This is a genomic window from Olivibacter jilunii, from assembly GCF_900607235.1.
Classification (GTDB): Bacteria; Bacteroidota; Bacteroidia; order Sphingobacteriales; family Sphingobacteriaceae; genus Olivibacter; species Olivibacter oleidegradans.
The window spans coordinates 556,446-572,672 of record NZ_LR027850.1 but is presented as its reverse complement, the minus strand read 5'-3'; the positions used below and the strand labels follow the sequence as shown (position 1 = coordinate 572,672).

The 16,227-nt window shown below is 41.0% G+C and carries 15 protein-coding genes and 1 tRNA gene; 4 read left to right on the top strand and 12 right to left on the bottom strand.

All coding sequences use genetic code 11. From position 1 onward, the window contains the following. Positions 1–39: 39 nt before the first annotated feature. A complete protein-coding gene (locus E0E36_RS13615) occupies positions 40–246 on the bottom strand; it encodes an RNA-binding S4 domain-containing protein (RefSeq protein ID WP_013665551.1) in 207 nt (68 codons plus the stop codon). 91 nt (positions 247–337) lie between these two features. Here E0E36_RS13615 and E0E36_RS13610 point away from each other — a divergent pair, with 91 nt between their 5' ends. Then, positions 338–1,543: a proline dehydrogenase family protein gene (locus E0E36_RS13610; protein WP_130856406.1), complete on the top strand. Its 1,206-nt coding sequence runs from the start codon at positions 338–340 to the stop codon at positions 1,541–1,543. Between the two features lie 23 nt (positions 1,544–1,566). Here the strand turns inward: E0E36_RS13610 and E0E36_RS13605 are convergent, their stop codons facing one another. Next, positions 1,567–2,199 carry an HAD family hydrolase gene (locus tag E0E36_RS13605; protein WP_013665549.1) on the bottom strand — a complete coding sequence of 211 codons (633 nt, stop codon included), beginning with the start codon at positions 2,197–2,199 and terminating at the stop codon, positions 1,567–1,569. 63 nt (positions 2,200–2,262) lie between these two features. Here E0E36_RS13605 and E0E36_RS13600 point away from each other — a divergent pair. Next, positions 2,263–2,336 (top strand) — tRNA-Ile (locus E0E36_RS13600). Between the two features lie 114 nt (positions 2,337–2,450). Here the strand turns inward: E0E36_RS13600 and E0E36_RS13595 are convergent. From E0E36_RS13595 to E0E36_RS13565, 7 genes are all read right to left on the bottom strand, one after another. Continuing rightward, positions 2,451–3,497: a DUF6528 family protein gene (locus E0E36_RS13595; protein WP_130856405.1), complete on the bottom strand. Its 1,047-nt coding sequence runs from the start codon at positions 3,495–3,497 to the stop codon at positions 2,451–2,453. A gap of 39 nt (positions 3,498–3,536) precedes the next feature. Then, positions 3,537–5,012, bottom strand: coding sequence for a RagB/SusD family nutrient uptake outer membrane protein (locus E0E36_RS13590; protein WP_165446987.1), 1,476 nt, complete (start codon positions 5,010–5,012; stop codon positions 3,537–3,539). Positions 5,013–5,045: 33 nt separating this feature from the next. Continuing rightward, positions 5,046–8,180 (bottom strand): SusC/RagA family TonB-linked outer membrane protein, encoded by a 3,135-nt coding sequence (locus E0E36_RS13585; protein WP_130856403.1) that lies wholly within the window; start codon positions 8,178–8,180, stop codon positions 5,046–5,048. A gap of 90 nt (positions 8,181–8,270) precedes the next feature. Continuing rightward, positions 8,271–9,329: a FecR family protein gene (locus E0E36_RS13580; protein WP_130856402.1), complete on the bottom strand. Its 1,059-nt coding sequence runs from the start codon at positions 9,327–9,329 to the stop codon at positions 8,271–8,273. A 155-nt stretch (positions 9,330–9,484) separates the two neighbouring features. Further along, entirely contained in the window at positions 9,485–10,087 is a 603-nt protein-coding gene (locus tag E0E36_RS13575) for an RNA polymerase sigma factor (protein ID WP_130856401.1), read from the bottom strand. A 74-nt stretch (positions 10,088–10,161) separates the two neighbouring features. Then, a complete protein-coding gene (locus E0E36_RS13570; protein WP_130856400.1) occupies positions 10,162–10,773 on the bottom strand; it encodes a DUF6266 family protein in 612 nt (203 codons plus the stop codon). 72 nt (positions 10,774–10,845) lie between these two features. After that, entirely contained in the window at positions 10,846–11,493 is a 648-nt protein-coding gene (locus E0E36_RS13565) for a DUF6266 family protein (RefSeq protein ID WP_013665539.1), read from the bottom strand. A 421-nt stretch (positions 11,494–11,914) separates the two neighbouring features. Here E0E36_RS13565 and E0E36_RS13560 point away from each other — a divergent pair, with 421 nt between their 5' ends. Both E0E36_RS13560 and E0E36_RS13555 read left to right on the top strand, forming a co-directional pair. Beyond that, entirely contained in the window at positions 11,915–12,496 is a 582-nt protein-coding gene (locus tag E0E36_RS13560) for an HD domain-containing protein (RefSeq protein WP_130856399.1), read from the top strand. Positions 12,497–12,500: 4 nt separating this feature from the next. Then, positions 12,501–13,370 carry a YitT family protein gene (locus tag E0E36_RS13555; RefSeq protein WP_013665537.1) on the top strand — a complete coding sequence of 290 codons (870 nt, stop codon included), beginning with the start codon at positions 12,501–12,503 and terminating at the stop codon, positions 13,368–13,370. A 7-nt stretch (positions 13,371–13,377) separates the two neighbouring features. On the opposite strand, the gene E0E36_RS13550 is transcribed toward E0E36_RS13555, so the two are convergent. Genes E0E36_RS13550 through E0E36_RS13540 form a run of 3 tightly spaced genes read right to left on the bottom strand, consistent with a single transcriptional unit; the run spans position 13,378 to position 16,167 of the window. Then, complete coding sequence (locus E0E36_RS13550) at positions 13,378–14,421, bottom strand: adenylate/guanylate cyclase domain-containing protein (protein ID WP_130856398.1); 1,044 nt, start codon at positions 14,419–14,421, stop codon at positions 13,378–13,380. Further along, entirely contained in the window at positions 14,414–14,797 is a 384-nt protein-coding gene (locus E0E36_RS13545; RefSeq protein WP_013665535.1) for a response regulator, read from the bottom strand. The genes E0E36_RS13550 and E0E36_RS13545 overlap by 8 nt, the downstream gene beginning before the upstream one ends. Next, complete coding sequence (locus E0E36_RS13540; RefSeq protein WP_130856397.1) at positions 14,794–16,167, bottom strand: sensor histidine kinase; 1,374 nt, start codon at positions 16,165–16,167, stop codon at positions 14,794–14,796. The genes E0E36_RS13545 and E0E36_RS13540 overlap by 4 nt, the downstream gene beginning before the upstream one ends. Between the last annotated feature and the right edge of the window lie 60 nt (positions 16,168–16,227).

Here is a 16,227-nt window from a genome sequence, read left to right as displayed (position 1 = left end):
TCAGAAATCAGCCGATATCCGATTTCTGACGGCAGATAACTAGTCAACCACTATTTTATATTGTAAAAACTCAATGACATCACCCTTTCTAACTTTATAGCGCTTCCTGAACTCCGTGACGCCATTACAGCTCACGAGCCCCTCACTTACAACAGCTTGTGCTTCTCCACCGTTCTCCACTACATTGACAGCCTTTAGCAATTGAATAAGATGGATATATTCACTATCAAGCGTAAAATTTATCATAAACCAAACCTACATAAAATTCTTAGATGAAAGCAAACGAAAATAACATTTTCTGCTATTAAGCCATCGATTTTTTCTCTAAGTTTGCTCCATGATTTCGCCATCAAAAGAACCACAATCTGTTGCCGCGAGTGATCTTACTTTCGACAACACTGAAATCGCTTTTCGCAGTAAAAGCAATGCCGAATTAAACAGAGCTTATTGGCTGTTTAAAATTATTTCCAGTAATTTTTTGACTAAAGTAGGTCCTCCGGTAACGAACTTTGCGCTTAATATCGGCCTACCTATTACAAGTCTCATCAAGAAAACGATATTTGAACATTTCTGTGGCGGAGAAACAATTGAAGGCTGCGAAAAAACCATTCAACAATTGGCTTCTCAACACGTTGGAACCATCCTCGACTATTCGGTAGAGGGTGAAGAAAGTGAACAAGCTTTTGATCACGTGTTGGCTGAGACCATTCGCACGATCGAGCGCGCCAAAAAGGATACAAACATTCCGTTTTCCGTTTTTAAAGTAACGGGCCTGGGCCGCTTTGATTTGCTGGCGAAGGTAAATGCAGGCGAACCATTGACGGAAACAGAAGCGGCTGAATTTGCACGTGTAAAAAACCGGGTGGAAAAAATATGTGCATTTGCACATCAAGCAGGCGTTGCCGTGTTAGTCGATGCCGAACATTCATGGATACAGGATACCATTGATGACTTGGCTAGAGACATGATGCGAAAATACAATACGGAAAAAGCAATCGTATACAACACCTATCAGCTTTACCGCCACGATATTTTGGCTGCTTTAAAGGCAGATGTCTACTTAGCTCAAACTGATAATTTTTATGTTGGGGCTAAGTTAGTGCGTGGCGCCTATATGGAAATTGAACGAAAGCGAGCTGAAGAAAGGGGCTATCCATCCCCCATACAACCAAATAAAGAAGCCGCTGATCGTGATTATAATGAGGCTATCCATTTTTGTTTGGACAACCTTGATCGAATAGGTTTTATGGCTGGCACGCATAACGAGGCCAGCAGTTACCTCCTAGCAACGGAATTAGATAAAAGAGGAATAGCGAGAGGTGATCGCCGAGTCTATTTTGCCCAATTATTGGGCATGAGTGACAATCTTAGCTTTAATTTATCCGCTGCCGGATACAATGTGGCAAAGTATATGCCTTACGGGCCGGTAAAAGCGGTAATGCCCTACCTCTTTAGAAGAGCGCAAGAGAATACCTCTGTTGCCGGACAAACAGGCCGCGAACTGAGCCTTATCATAAAAGAAAAAAATCGCAGAAAAAAATAGCCGATGAGACCATCGGCTATTTTTCAAAGAAGCTTTCGCCGTTGAACCAAGAGTTCTAAGGTATCAGGAGCGGTCAATAATTCCGTCTGTATTCCCAGCTTTTTGGCTGTAACAAGATGCTGGGGGCTATCATCAATAAATAATGTCTTTTCCGGCTCGAGCTGGTGTGTCTGCAAAACAAATTCAAAAATATTCGAATTTGGCTTTCTCATGCCTAATAAATGAGAGTAATAATCTTTGATAAAAAAGCTGCTGTTATCTTCCAAGGCATGTTCTTTTTTCAGGTACTCCATAATGGATTGATAGTGGATTTCATTGTTATTACTAAGTAAAAAGGTGTTGTATCGATCTTTTAGTTGCCATAATAATTCGTGTCTGCCTTTAGGTACACCGATTAACAAGGAGTTCCATGCATTATCAATTTGTTGGTCTGTTAAGTCAGCTTTTCCCGTAACTTCACGTATCCCATCTCTAAATTGCGCGGCAGAAACTCTTCCCATATCAAAATCATCAAATAAAGCATTTTGTTCGGTATGCGCAAACACTTTTTCTACTCCCTTGACACCCAAATCGGTAAAGGCTTTATGCGCCTTAGCGAAGTCGATCATGAAGATTACATTGCCGTAATCGAAGATAATATTTTCAATATTTTGCATAATTAATTTTAAAATGTGCCTACAAATATGTAAAATTGCACTCGCAAATCAGCAATGGTTGCCGCTCCTATAGCTCAGTTGGTTAGAGTAGAAGACTCATAATCTTTTGGTCCCTGGTTCGAGCCCAGGTGGGAGCACAAAACAAACCCCTCTTTACGAGGGGTTTGTTGCTTATATCCATCTGAGATAGACTATTCATTTGATCCTGATAAACACCTTTTTTATTTTCCGGTGATTCTTTACGTTCCTTTTCAATAGGGCGTACGAAAAATTTTCGCCTTGTAAAACTTTGCACCGTTCTTTGTCCGATAATATTGAAAGTAGCCATCGCTGGAATAAATATCCACATAGCGTGTACACCAAGTTGGACTGGTAACAGGATCGGGTAGCTCGGTTGTCTTCTCCGAATCTGGACGTGTAAGTACAAATAGACCGGACTGCTGTCGGCTGATGCCTTTCACAAAAGTCTTGTTAAGCAGATTAGGAGCGTCCGTAAACGCTTTTGTTGTTTTATCAAAGCGATAAACGCCCCCATTGGTGCTCACCCATAATATATTAGGATCATTTAGGTCTCGGGATAGATCATGCCCATAGGGATTAGCACTGCTGGTTGTGTTCAAACGCCCCCGTCTTTCAGGGATTTCCGTCAAGGTAGGAGCGGCATCTGTTCCGCCTACCTGCATGGCCATCACAAAATCATTACCGGTTGCCCAAAGAATATGCTCCACCGGATCATATAAAACGGCATGCGCTTTATTAAGCCGAATGGCTGCATGGGCCAAATTGTCCGTTCCAACTGAAGAGGCGAAAAGCAATACCGAATCTTTATCTGTAGCAGCAACGGCGATGTTTCCATTTGGTAACAATTCTACACCATGCGGATTAAATCCGAGATTATATGCCCATTTCTTTATCCCCCCAGGATAAGAAGCAATCGTAACTAAACCATTTGAACAGGAAGCAACTAAATGGTTTCCTCCCCATACGTTAACAGTGCGGACTTTGAAATCTGTCGGCAGCCCCCAATTGTCTAGCGCATATTGAGAATAGCCTTTAGCTGCCTCCGGTTTCCACGACCATTTCAGCGCAGTGGAGCTATTCCAGTCTTCGACCCCCGGATCATAGATTTCAATTTTATTAGTAGCCTGATTACCGGCCCATATCCAGTCGTCAGTAACCGCTTCCGTCACTCCTTTAGCTTGAGCTGACATGGTGGTGCTTTTCTGTAAAAAAGCTTGTTTATCTTCTTTGCAGCAGGCAAAAATAAAAACCATGCAAAAAATTAATAATCTTTTCATTGAATTATGTAGATTAATAAACTTACTCATCGTAAAAACCTAGTAACCCGGATTTTGCGTTAGATTTGGATTTTTTATAATCTCCTCCGCAGAAATCGGATAATAGTTGTGAAACGGTTTGATATTTGCCGCTCCGATCGGATTGTCGTCAGCAACCGATTTAACGGCCTCCACCAGCTTATTCCATCTAACTAAATCCCATCTTCGTTGAAATTCACCGGCAAATTCAATGGCACGTTCTTTCATGATCTCCTCACGTAGGTTTTCCTGTGACGGGTTTGCGAGCTCATTCAATTTAGCGCGTTTCCTTACTTCATTAAGCCATTTTGTACTTTCTGCTATATTTCCATCTTCATTATAAGCCTCTGCCAGAATCAATAAGACATCTACGTAACGTAATATATAAAGGTTCTTACCACTTGCTTGCGCATTGGCATCCAGATCCCAAAATTTAGGCCCGAACCAGGGGTGGTCCGGTCTCGGCCATTTGGTAAAGGTCTGCCCATTATAACCATAGCCGAGCACAACATCCTTACGTTGATCGTTCGATTCGAACATCTTCGCTAATTTAAGCGTTGGCCTGCAAACGCTCCATCCATCGATAATATAGTTCCCGAAGTCTACACCTGCATACGTGCTTTTGCCCGGATCTCTCGCAGGCATATAATAGGATACCTGCTGGTGTGTTTTGATATTGGTGGCAGTGGCAGCATCACGAAGAAATTGAACTTCGAAAATGGACTCCGCATTGTTTTTAAAACGATTATGCACATCAAAAACATCGGCATAATTTGGCAACAGCGAATATTGGCCGCTTTGAACAACCTGTAGTGCGGTTTGCTGCGCATTTGTCCACTCTTTGTTATAAAGATATACTTTAGCCAAAAGGGTCAAGGCCGCTCCTTTAGTTGCCCTACCTACATCACTCGTGCCATAACTTAATGGAAGTGTCTCAGCAGCCTCGCTCAAGTCTTTTATAATCTGAGCTCGAACTTCAACTAGTGGTGTTCGTGCAAGCTGACTTACCGCATCTACATTCAGCTCGTCCGTCCATAGCGGAACATCTCCCCAAAAATTAGATAGTATGAAGTAATAAAGGGCCCGTAGAAATTTTGCTTCCCCAACAAGCCGTCCTTTTAATTGTTCGTCAATAGGAGCTTGTGATACGCGGTTGACTACCATATTTGCGTTCTTAATAGCCGTATAGGCTGCGCTCCAAACGCCACCGGTACCTGTATTTCCGGAAGTGAAGGTATATTCATGCGGGACGAGATTGTTTGCATCTTCCGTATAAGAAAGATCGGTACCCAGATCTACAATCCGCCAAAATTCCGGCGATCCATAAATCGTGTTTAAAGATCCATAGACGCCGTTGACGGCTTGTGTACATTGCTCGCCGTTGGTAAAAAACTTATCCGGAGCAATGAAGGTCTTCGCATCTTCGTCCAAGGCTTTTTCGCATCCTCCAATCAGCATGCTCCCAGTTAGCAGGAACATAAACAGATATATTTTCATTGTTATTATTCTTGTTTTCATTGTCAATTTGGATTAAAAGGTCATATTTAGTCCGAGGGTTATTGTTCTACTATTCGGATAGTTCCCATTGTCAGTAGCAATGATTGTTGAACTACTACCGCCACTATTTACTTCGGGATCAAATCCATTATACTTTGTCAGCAGAAACAGGTTCGTGCCACTGACAAACACCTTCATATCTTTAACAAGCCGTTTCAACAACAAACCCTTTAGGTTATAACTGAGCTGAGCTGATTTAAGCCGAAGGATAGAAGCATCATGCAATAATCGGTCGCCCGGTATGTTATCACGTGATTCCACTGCCGGAATATCCGAAGTTGGATTATTTGGCGACCAACGGTCAACCATATACTTGTACTGGTTCGTTAAAGAAGAACCCATCCCTGCGAAAAATTCCATGGCATTGAACATTTTATGGCCTTGACTAAACTGAAAAAAGAAATCAAGCATAGCCCGTTTGTAAGTAAATGTACTTCCAAATCCACCAAACAATTTAGGATTTGCCGGCGCAAGGTAATGGTAGTCCATCGCGTTTAGTGCCCCATCCTGGTTGTAATCAACATATCGTGGTCCTCCAGGTCTATAAAGATTGGCCGTTGAGACCAGGGTTCTCTCGCCGGCAGGCTTGCTCAATTCGGCATCTATTTCTTCCTGACTTTTCCAGGTTCCTGCATATTCAACACCATAATTAGCACCGATGGGTACACCTTTTTCTAAATAACTCGTAAGTACGCCGTAACCGATGCCGGCATCTAAAGAAACTCTGCTGAGCGGACCGATATCGGTTACTTCCTGTCGGTTTGTTGAGAGGTTGATGAGTGCGTTCCATGTGAAATTACGATTTCGGATCACATCGCCACTTAGTGAAAAATCAAAACCCTCATTTAATGATTTTCCGAGATTAACAATACGTGATCCGTACCCGGTTTGTGATGGAATCTGAACGGTCAGTAACAAATCTTTGCTCACCATCCGATAATAGTCGGCCGTAAAGCTCGCTCTTCCATTAAGGAATTCAACATCAAGTCCAGCGTCCAATTGAGAGGTGGTCTCCCATGTCAACCCGTCATTGCCAATGTTTCCCTGCGTATAACCCAACGCCTGCGTACCTCCGAAAATATACGCATTACTGTTTGCCGATAATGAAGCCAAAGACTGGTAGTTGGCAATACCCTGATTTCCCGATAAACCGTAGCTGACCCGGAGGGAAAGATCGGATATCGCGCTACGGATCTTAGCATGCTCAAAGAAGGATTCATTAGAGATTCTCCATTTGACAGCACCTGATGGGAAAAAGCCCCACTTCTTTCCTGCGGCAAAATTGGAGGCGCCGTCTCTACGACCTGTAAAGGTAAAATAGTAACGATTTTTGTAATCGTAATTAATGCGTCCCAAGAAAGAGGCAATCGTATTTTCATCCAGGTTGGAAGCGATGCCCCGATTCTCCTGTTCTGTAATCCCTAGGTTATTGTATTGCGTAATATCATTCGTAAGTCGCGAACCCGAAGCATATAAGCGGTCGATATCCCTGGTCTGGTAGCTCGTTCCAAGAAGAAAATCGAAGTGATGCTCTCCGAAGCTTTTCGTATAATTCGCTGTGTTTTCATTAATTAAGCTACTGGTATTGTAGATATCAGAAGAGGCCGAGCCGTACATAACCTTGTTATAAATCTTGCTTGGCATATCCGAAGGACTGTAGTAATCCGCACGCTGATTGATAAAATTGATACCCAAGGAAGACCTTAGCTTTAACCCCGGAATCGGTTCGTACTGAAGGTAAAAGTTTCCAATAACGTTGTTAGCGAGCTGCTTATTGGTGATCTTATTCACAATCGCTACCGGATTATCAATATGTCCTCCTGTATACCAGATAGGATTGAATGTCTCATAGCTTCCGTCCGCTTTATAGATAGGTATAGTAGGTGCTAAAAAAACATAAGAGGATGACCAGCCCGTATTCGATCCTAAATTCATGCTACTAAGCTTCTTGTTTTCGCGGCTGATATTAAGATTAACGCCAAGATTAACCTTGGACGAGAGGTTCTTCGTAAAGTTAAGACGCCCCTGATAACGCTTAAAATCGGTATTCTCAATAATACCCTGCTGGTTTAATACATTACCGGACAAATAATAAGTATAACCATGATCCCCTCCTGCTCCTCCCGACGCTGATAAGTCATAACTTGAAAACGGAGCGTCACGAGTTACCGCATCTATCCAATTTGTACCTTCTTCGCCGACTATATTGATGACTGAATCTACATTCGGATATAGCGCCGGCTGCTTCCCGAATATACGGGCTTCGTTTATAAACTCAGCAAACTCTCTCGCATTCATCATTTCCGGCCGCTTTGCTAGTTGCGATACCCCCTGATTCGTAGAAAAACGAAAATCATTTCTACCCACCTTCCCTTTTTTAGTCGTAACCAGTACTACCCCATTGGCGGCTCGGGAGCCGTAAATAGCTGTTGTAGAAGCATCTTTAAGGATATCAATGCTTTCGATATCGGCGGGGTTAATTGAGTTCAGGTTTGTTCCACTTGGATCAACAATACCATCAATGACATAAATGGGTTCGTTGGTCGCACTTATGGATCTGGAGCCTCTGACACGGATGGTGGTAGGACTTCCTGGGGCGCCGTTTGTTGATTTAATATATACGCCTGCTGCGCGCCCCTGCAACATCTGATCAATTCTGGTTGCAGGTAAATCTGCTAACTTTTCCGTTGAGATGGTACTTACCGAACCGGTAAGGTCCTTTCTCTTGCTTGTACCATACCCAATTAGCACCACTTCATCCAACATGGTCTCCTGAGGCTTTAATTTGATATATATGGAGCTGATAGACCCCTGATTGGTAAGCACCTCTTCGCTATATGGCCTATACCCCACCAGCCGAAAATTAAGTCTATAGGTAGCACTATTTTGTAAGCCGTTAACTTGAAATAGCCCCTGTTTGTCTGTAATTGTGGTTTTTACAGGCTGATTTTCCCTCAATTGAACAGTTACCGTTACCCCTTCCAACTGTCTACCGGCAGTATCAACAACTACCCCTTTAATACTTGCTTGTTGCTGCGCAAATCCCGGTTTTGCCAACACGAGCAGCAACAGTAGCCAAAAGCAACACTCAAAAGTTTGTTTCTTCATAAATTGTCTGTTTATCTTATTTTAATTTTTTACACAATAAGAAGCCATACCGCAATTTTTGCAGTTCATCGCTGTTTATATTTTGATTATTTATTGTTTTCTATGAATCAGGATAGTATCCCCACGTTGATCAAATAATAGATTATTCATATTACAGATAATAGAAAGTGTAGTTAACAGTGGCATATCTTCGTCGAGGTTACCGGTAAAATACAGATTCTTGACATCCCGATCCTTATAATCAATTGATACCTTATAGTATTTTTCTAAGGTTCTGAATGTTTCTGAAATCGAGGTATTTCGAAATGAAAGAGAAACAGCCGATTCTTCGGTTTTTAAAGATGGTATTTTCTTAAGTGATTGTGTCCGTTTAATTGCAGTAACCTCCACTAAACCTGTTTCCAAGTTTAAACTGAGTTTTTTCCCAGGTATTAAATACGTCTCTTTCTTGAAATCTTTGCCACTATAAACGACTACCTTACCTTTGAGAAGTTTAACATCAGCAGCGTTTTTGCGCGCTAGGTTAACATCAAATACGGTCCCCAGCACCTTCGTGATTAAACTTTTACTTTTCACAATAAACGGAATTCCTGGGTTTGGCTCCACCTCAAAGCGGGCATGCCCCTTCACCAGCTCAATGTTCCGATTGTCTTTGCCAAAATCTTCGTTATACAGAAAAACGCTTTGCGGGTATAGCGTTACTTTCGATCCGTCCACGAGTCTAAGCTCACGCACATCCTTTGAAAAATTCTGTTGTTGAAAAATCTTTGACCGGTGCTTATTTTCGGTTAACAACGTTTCCTTTTTTTCAGGGGCTTTTGAAAAGTGTCCAACCAGCGCTCTTGCTATAAGTGCGAACAGAAATATAGCAGCAGCATACTTTATGTAACGGAAAGAATAGTAACTTCTGTTTTTAGGTGTTTTCGCGGTAATCTGTTCCATCAATCGGTATTTGATCGTTTGAAGGTGGTCTTGCTCTCTCTTCATAGTCACATCCTCCTGATCGATCAATTCCCGGATCTGTAAACGTAATTCTCCTTCGTCAGCGGTGCCAAAGTACGCGAAGAGAGCATGTAGTTCCTCCGGCGTACATGCATTTTCAATATACTTTTTAAGTAAGGAGGTAATAGGGCGTCGCTGTTTATCCACTTTTTGCTCTTTTATTACCAATATGCGCGAGCAGGAAAAACACACTAATCACTTTTGATTTTTTTTATTTTTTCCTGATTTAACGAAATGCAATCGTCTTATTTCGATTTTTCATGGAGGAAAAAGTTAGGGATGAAGCTTCTTAAATTTATCACCTAGCGATAAACCATATAGGCGGTTACAACGATCATTGCCATGTCGGTGGACTGAAATAGGGTTTTTCGAACGATAGCGGTTGCGCGAACAAGATGATTGCTAACGGTTGATATCGATATATCTAATTGTAATGCCGCTTCTTCATAGCTTTTTCCTTGCAAACGGCATAACTCAAAAACCTCGCGACAACGTGGTGGCATATCGGTCATTGCATCCTGTAATAGTTTGCGGCTTTCTTTGAGGTAATAGTCCTCTTCAGTATGGGTGTAAAGTTCATCAAAGGTCTGTAGAATATGCGTTTGTAGTTTGACATCCAATGCCACCTTTCGATAGAACTTATAAATTTCGTTTTCAGTAACCCTATACAACCAAGGCTTAAGCGAATAATTTGAATCCAATGTATGGCGATTTTCCCAAACTTTTAAGAAGACGTCCTGAAGCATTTCATCGGCAACAGCACTGATCTTCACAAATTTCAGCAATTTACCATAAATCGCCTGGCTGTAATGATCATAAATTTTTCCGAAAGCTACCGGATCACCGGCTTTCATTTGATCTATAAGCTTTTTCTCGGCAAGCACAGTTGAAAAGGAGGTCGTCATAGCGTTGAATTACCAACAGAATATTTCCAATCATCAAAACTAAAGTCCCTTTATTAATAAATCATGAATAAATCTTAATGTTTTATCTGAGCATGAATATTTCCGTCGCCCCTCTTTTGATCAAGAAGCGCCTCAAAATAACCTAAATAATAACTTTTTGAATAGCTGGTTTTTTTTCGGTTATGACAGTAGGTATAAGCATGAAAAGAGCCTTCTTCAAATTGTGGTGGAAGTTCTACTTCGATACGTCCGTCTTTACGATACCAAACCTGATCACTCTTGGCGCCTATGCCGAGCTCGGGACTGATTACAATTAATACCAGTTCATCGCTATCTCTTGCCATTGGATGTGGTTCGTTCGTAAAAAAGACTTCCAATATACCGGGCGATCGCACCACATCGGCTATGGCAGGCGGGGGTAAAGCTCCCATGCTGATCATTACCCTTTCAGGAACAATCATTTGATCAGGATAGGTGCCTGCAACCGCCTCCTGTATTACTTTTTTTAATGCTTGCCCAAAGGCTTTACTCTTTTTACCATTGCCATATTGGCTCCAACCCTCGTTGATAACAGGCCGTAAAGGGTTCAAAAAGGCCATTGCCAATCTCATGCGCTGTTGGCTGGCAAGCTTTCCATAAGGTTCTTTTTCCTTTTTCGGTATATTTGCATCAAAGAAAAATTCCATAAGCTAATATTATTGGTTATTGGTTGTTGGTTATTGGTTGTTGGTTATTAGTTATTGGTTGTTGGTTGTTGGTTATTGGTTGTTGGTTATAGAAAGATATTTGGTAGGAGATACTCGTTTTTTTTGGCTATCGCTAAGAAATAACCATACATGAATACACTCGCCTTCTAATGCCTCGTATCTAACCGTAGCTTCCGCTTGATAGCGCAAAGGCGTGGTGTCTGGTGAATCAAATAGGTCACTACTCGCTGTATAACATAAAATATGAACCTGATCATCTAAGGAACCACCCAATCCATAGGTTTTCGGATTCCAGGTTACTTTTATCTGCCCAGGCTTCACTATCTCCAATTTTTCAGCCCCCGCGGTAAATAAAGTTCCCTTGCTGAATTGAATCAAACTATAGTTTAAATGCGGCTCGTTATTTTCGTCAAGTGAAAAAGCATGATCAAAATTCTGCTGAAAAGCAATATTACGCGCAGTAGCTTTGCGTAAGTAATTTCCGAAACCCACCTCCACCACTTTTTTTATAGGAATAAAAAACTCATTTAGTAATTTGAATTTTTTATAATGCAAAACTTGCTCTTCACTTGGTTTACCTTTATTCTTGTAAGTCCGCGAAAAGCCTTTAATATAATTTACACCTCGCCAACGACTGCCAATAATGCTACCTGTTTTACCACTAAAAGGTCCATTTATGCCTTTGTTGTAAGTTCCCATAATTTAGATTTAAATGCTAAATAACGCTTTTCTCTCTGTTGATAGGACTTATACCTATCGTTTACAATAAAAGTAGAAAAAAATAAGTTTGAATAGAAAAAGAAATATATAAAAAGTGCAGATTTATCGTAAAGTTATCGTTTCGTTATCGTAAATTCATCGTATATTTTACGATCATTTTACGATAACAAAACTATTAAAAAACTATGAAATTGGATATTTAACTATTGTCTTTATAATTTTTTATTCCTTTTTTGTTATGTTTTTTTAATAGGATAGCAAGAAGCTTTCTGCCACTCATTTCAAGCCCAATCAGCTCTTTAAAAAGCAAATCCGGCGCTAACTAGGAGCTTCACGATCTTACGAGCATTTCCTCACCATTTAAGAAATTTTAATATCTTAGCCTTCTATAACAATAGAAATGCAACTTGAACGGGTTACTACATTCATTTTAGATAAGTTAAGGCACGAGCTTACTGCCTCTTTTAGCTATCACAATGTGGACCATACGCAAGATGTTATGCATGCCGTAAAAGAAATCGGCTCACAGGAACATATTACCGAGAATGAATTACAGCTGTTATCGACTGCGGCACTTTTTCATGATACGGGTTTCTTAATATCTACTAAAAATCACGAACTACACTCATGCCATATGGCGCGCAGGTATCTCCCTCATTATTCCTATAGCGAGCAGGATATCAGCCAAATTAGCGACTTAATCATGGCGACGAAAGTGCCACAGCAACCAAAAAATCACCTGGAAGAAATTATCTGCGATGCAGATTTAGATTATTTGGGGCGAGCAGATTTTTTTGAGATAAGCGAAAAACTCTATCGTGAAATGTTAGCGCTTGGCACCGTATCTTCTCATCAGGAGTATATGCAGCTACAATTGGAGTTTCTCTCAAATCATCGATATTTTAGCAATACCGCAAAAGCATTACGTAATAAATTAAAAGAAGAAAATTTAACCAAATTAAAGACAAATTCGGAATCTTAGCAATATGAACTCAAAATCGACGGCGATCGCCCGTGACATTATTTATGTAGTTACGGGTATTTTATTCTGTGGTTTTGCCTTAAAAGGTTTTTTGGTCCCTAATCAGTTTTTTGATGGTGGTATCACCGGAATATCTTTATTAATACACGAAATCTACCATGTTAACATCGCTTATGTCATCGTACTCGCCAACCTACCCCTCATTATAATGGGCGCCTTCCAGGTAAGCAAGAAATTCGCTTTAAAAACATTGGCCTGCGTTATATTGTTAGGTATATGTTTGCTATATGTTCCTTACCCGATTATCACATCCGATAAACTACTGGTTTCTATTTTTGGAGGTGTTTTTATGGGAATTGGCGTCGGTTTATCCATGCGAGGCGGTTGCGCTTTGGACGGTATTGAGGTGCTCGCCCTTTATACCCTTAAACGGAGCAGCTTTACCATCAGTGAGATTATTTTAGGTATCAACATTATTATTTTCTTGATTGCAGCGGTTCATTTGGGACTTCCGACTGCACTCTATTCCATTCTGACTTATTATACCGCATCAAGGGCTATTACTTTCGTAATTGAAGGGCTCGAAGAATATACAGCGGTTAATATTATATCAGCCCATAGCGAACTGATTAAGGAAAGGTTAGTAAAAGACATGGGAAAAGGCATTACGGTCTATAAAGGTGAGCGCGGCTTCTTAAAAGAAAGTTTTGATGTGAGCCACCCCGTTGATATTGTTTTTACGGTGGTAACTCGATTTGAAGTACGAAGGCTCAAGAATATGGTACATCAAGTTGATCCGCAAGCCTTCGTATATACGAATACCATTAAGGAAGCAGCGGGCGGTATATTGAAGAGAAGAGCAAGGGAACATTAATCCCTTACTATGCAGTCACTTCATAAATATTGACAGGATTCGCTTTGTTTTTCAAGTTTACGGTTCCAAGCGATGAAAAGCCGAACGATTGCTTGGCCTGTTCATAAACATGTTCAGCAACAACGATTTGACCGGCTTTGGCTATGGACTGTAAGCGTTGGGCTAAGTTAACGGCATCACCTATAACGGTATAATCTAAGCGTTTCAGTGAAGCTGATCCAATATTACCGGAAATTACCTCGCCGGTATTGATGCCTATAGAGACGTCGGGCTTAAAGGTGTGATCGCCGGATCGAATCGCCTCAATAGCTGCAATCTTTTCTTTCGTTGCCAGCGCCGCATCAATTGCCCGGTCCAAGTGATACTCCCCTTTAAAGACAGCCATCACCGCATCGCCCATAAATTTATCGATGTGTCCATTGTAACTGATAATTTCTTTCACGATTACATCGAACAGGTCGTTAATCAGTTTTACGACATCATCAGCGGCGACAGTTTCCGTAATGGCCGTAAAACCACAAATATCAATAAACACAACTGTTGCCTCAATGGTCTCATTGATCAATAAGCTTTTTTCAAATTCCTGATGCGTCATAAAATTGAGCACATTCTCATCCACATACATCTTTAGGATATTATTCTCTTTAATGGCCTTTAATGTGCTTTTGATCTGTTCCACATGTCCCAGTGTTTTTTCTATTGTTACATCCAGATCATCAAAATTCACCGGTTTGCAGACAAAATCAAACGCACCTCGATTCATTGCCGTACGGATATTTTCCATATCTCCATAGGCCGAAACCATCACGGCTTTGATTACGGGATTGGCCTCCGGGAGTTTAGTAAGCAAGGTCAATCCATCCATACCAGGCATATTGATATCACTCAAAATAATATCAATATCTTCTTCTTCTTTTAACAATTGGAGCGCCTCCAAGCCATCCTTGGCAAAAACAAATGAATAGATTTGCTCTCGGATTTTCTTTCTAAATTTTTGCCTGATCAAAAGTTCGAGATCTGCCTCGTCGTCTACAACTAATATCTTAGCCATGCTCTTCTAAATTTTTTAATTTTTCCCTTAACAAGTTAAAATCAAGTGGTTTCGTCAAAAAGTCATCAGCACCTAATTGCATCGATTGCCGATAGTTTTCTTCGTCTCCATAGGCCGTAATCATCATCACAAAAGGTGGTGTCCCTCCGTGTTTCTGCCTGATATGCGATAACAAGTCCAACCCACTCATACCTGGCATATTGACGTCGGACAGGATAAGAACAACTTCGGAACCATCGTGAAGAAGATACTGAACAGCTTCTTCTCCAGACAATGCGAACTCAAAAATGATGGATCCCGTTTTGATTTCCTTACGAAATCGCTGTCGGAATAAGGGCTGTATATCGATCTCGTCGTCAACAACTAATACTTTCATTGCTTGTCGGGTATGATAATAATAAATTTTGCGTATTCTCCTTCTATTGTTTCCACTTTTAACTCTCCTCCGTGCATTTTTGTAATAATATCATAGCTCATAGATAATCCCAAACCGGTGCCTTGACCAGTTGGCTTGGTCGTGAAGAAGGGCTGATATATTTTTTCTAAGACGGCACTTGGTATGCCTAGGCCATTATCGGCCACCGTAATCTTAATCGATGCTTCTTGAGCATCATCAACTATATGTTCGGTAATAACGGTTACTCTTGGCATAAAACTCCCACCTATGTGTTTTCTCTTCTCGTTGACAGAATAAAAAGCATTATTGAAAAGATTAAGCAGCACACGGCCGAGATCCTGCGGTACCACTTCAATGGAAGGCAAGGCGGTGTCAAATTGGGTATCGATAGTGGCATTGAACGATTTATCCTTGGCTCTCAAGCCGTGATAACTCAATCTAACATATTCATCCGCTAGTGCATTAATATCGGTCATTTCTTTTTTTCCACTGCTGCTACGAGAATGTTGGAGCATACTTTTGACGATACCGTCAGCCCTTTTACCATGAAAATTAATCTTGTCTAAGTTCTGCGTTAGGTCTGCTATAATTTCTTCTGCCTCCTCTTGTCGAGCTCCTTCCAGTGCCTTCAGAGGCCCTCCTTTCAATTCGTCCAATAGCTCGATACTCACTTCCGAAAAATTGTTCACAAAATTCAGGGGATTCTGTATCTCATGGGCAATACCGGCCGTGAGCTCTCCTAGAGAGGCCATTTTTTCCGATTGAATAAGTTGGGCTTGGGTATTTCTTAATTCGTCGAGCGTCACTTGCAACTCTTCTTTTTGTTTAACCAGCTCGGCCGTGCGTTGTGCTACTTCGTGTTCTAAATCGACTTTCAGCTGCGCCATAATCCGATGTTGCGCCTCTTCCGCTTCGCGTCTAGCTCGTTCCCTCTCTAAAGCTTTCCGTTGATTTCTGTTCACGAGCCACATGCCTCCGTACCAAAGAACGCCAAACAACACGGCACTCTCGAAAAAATCATCCGTTTTTTTGTAAAATGATGGAAAAAACTCCTGGACAAAAGAGCTGATAAATGAAAGGATAGCATAAGGCAATATCGAAAAAATCATGTGCCTTCCCGCCTGTAATTCCTGTCTCCGGTAAACAAGGTACAATAGAGCAAATAGGAAGACCTGTACAAGCAAGGTAACCAAATAAGTGCTTGAAACAACGTCAAGGATGATCAATGCGATACTCACATAAAAGCCAAACTGAAGATATTTAGCCAAATCGTAATCTACCTTTTGATAGTTGACCTTCTTTTTAAGGAAACTAATCAGGAGAAGTGCAAATATGGGCTCTAGTGTCATAAAACAAAGGTTTAGCTTGCCAATAAGTAGCTATTAAAAAAACTATAACTTTTTGCTCAA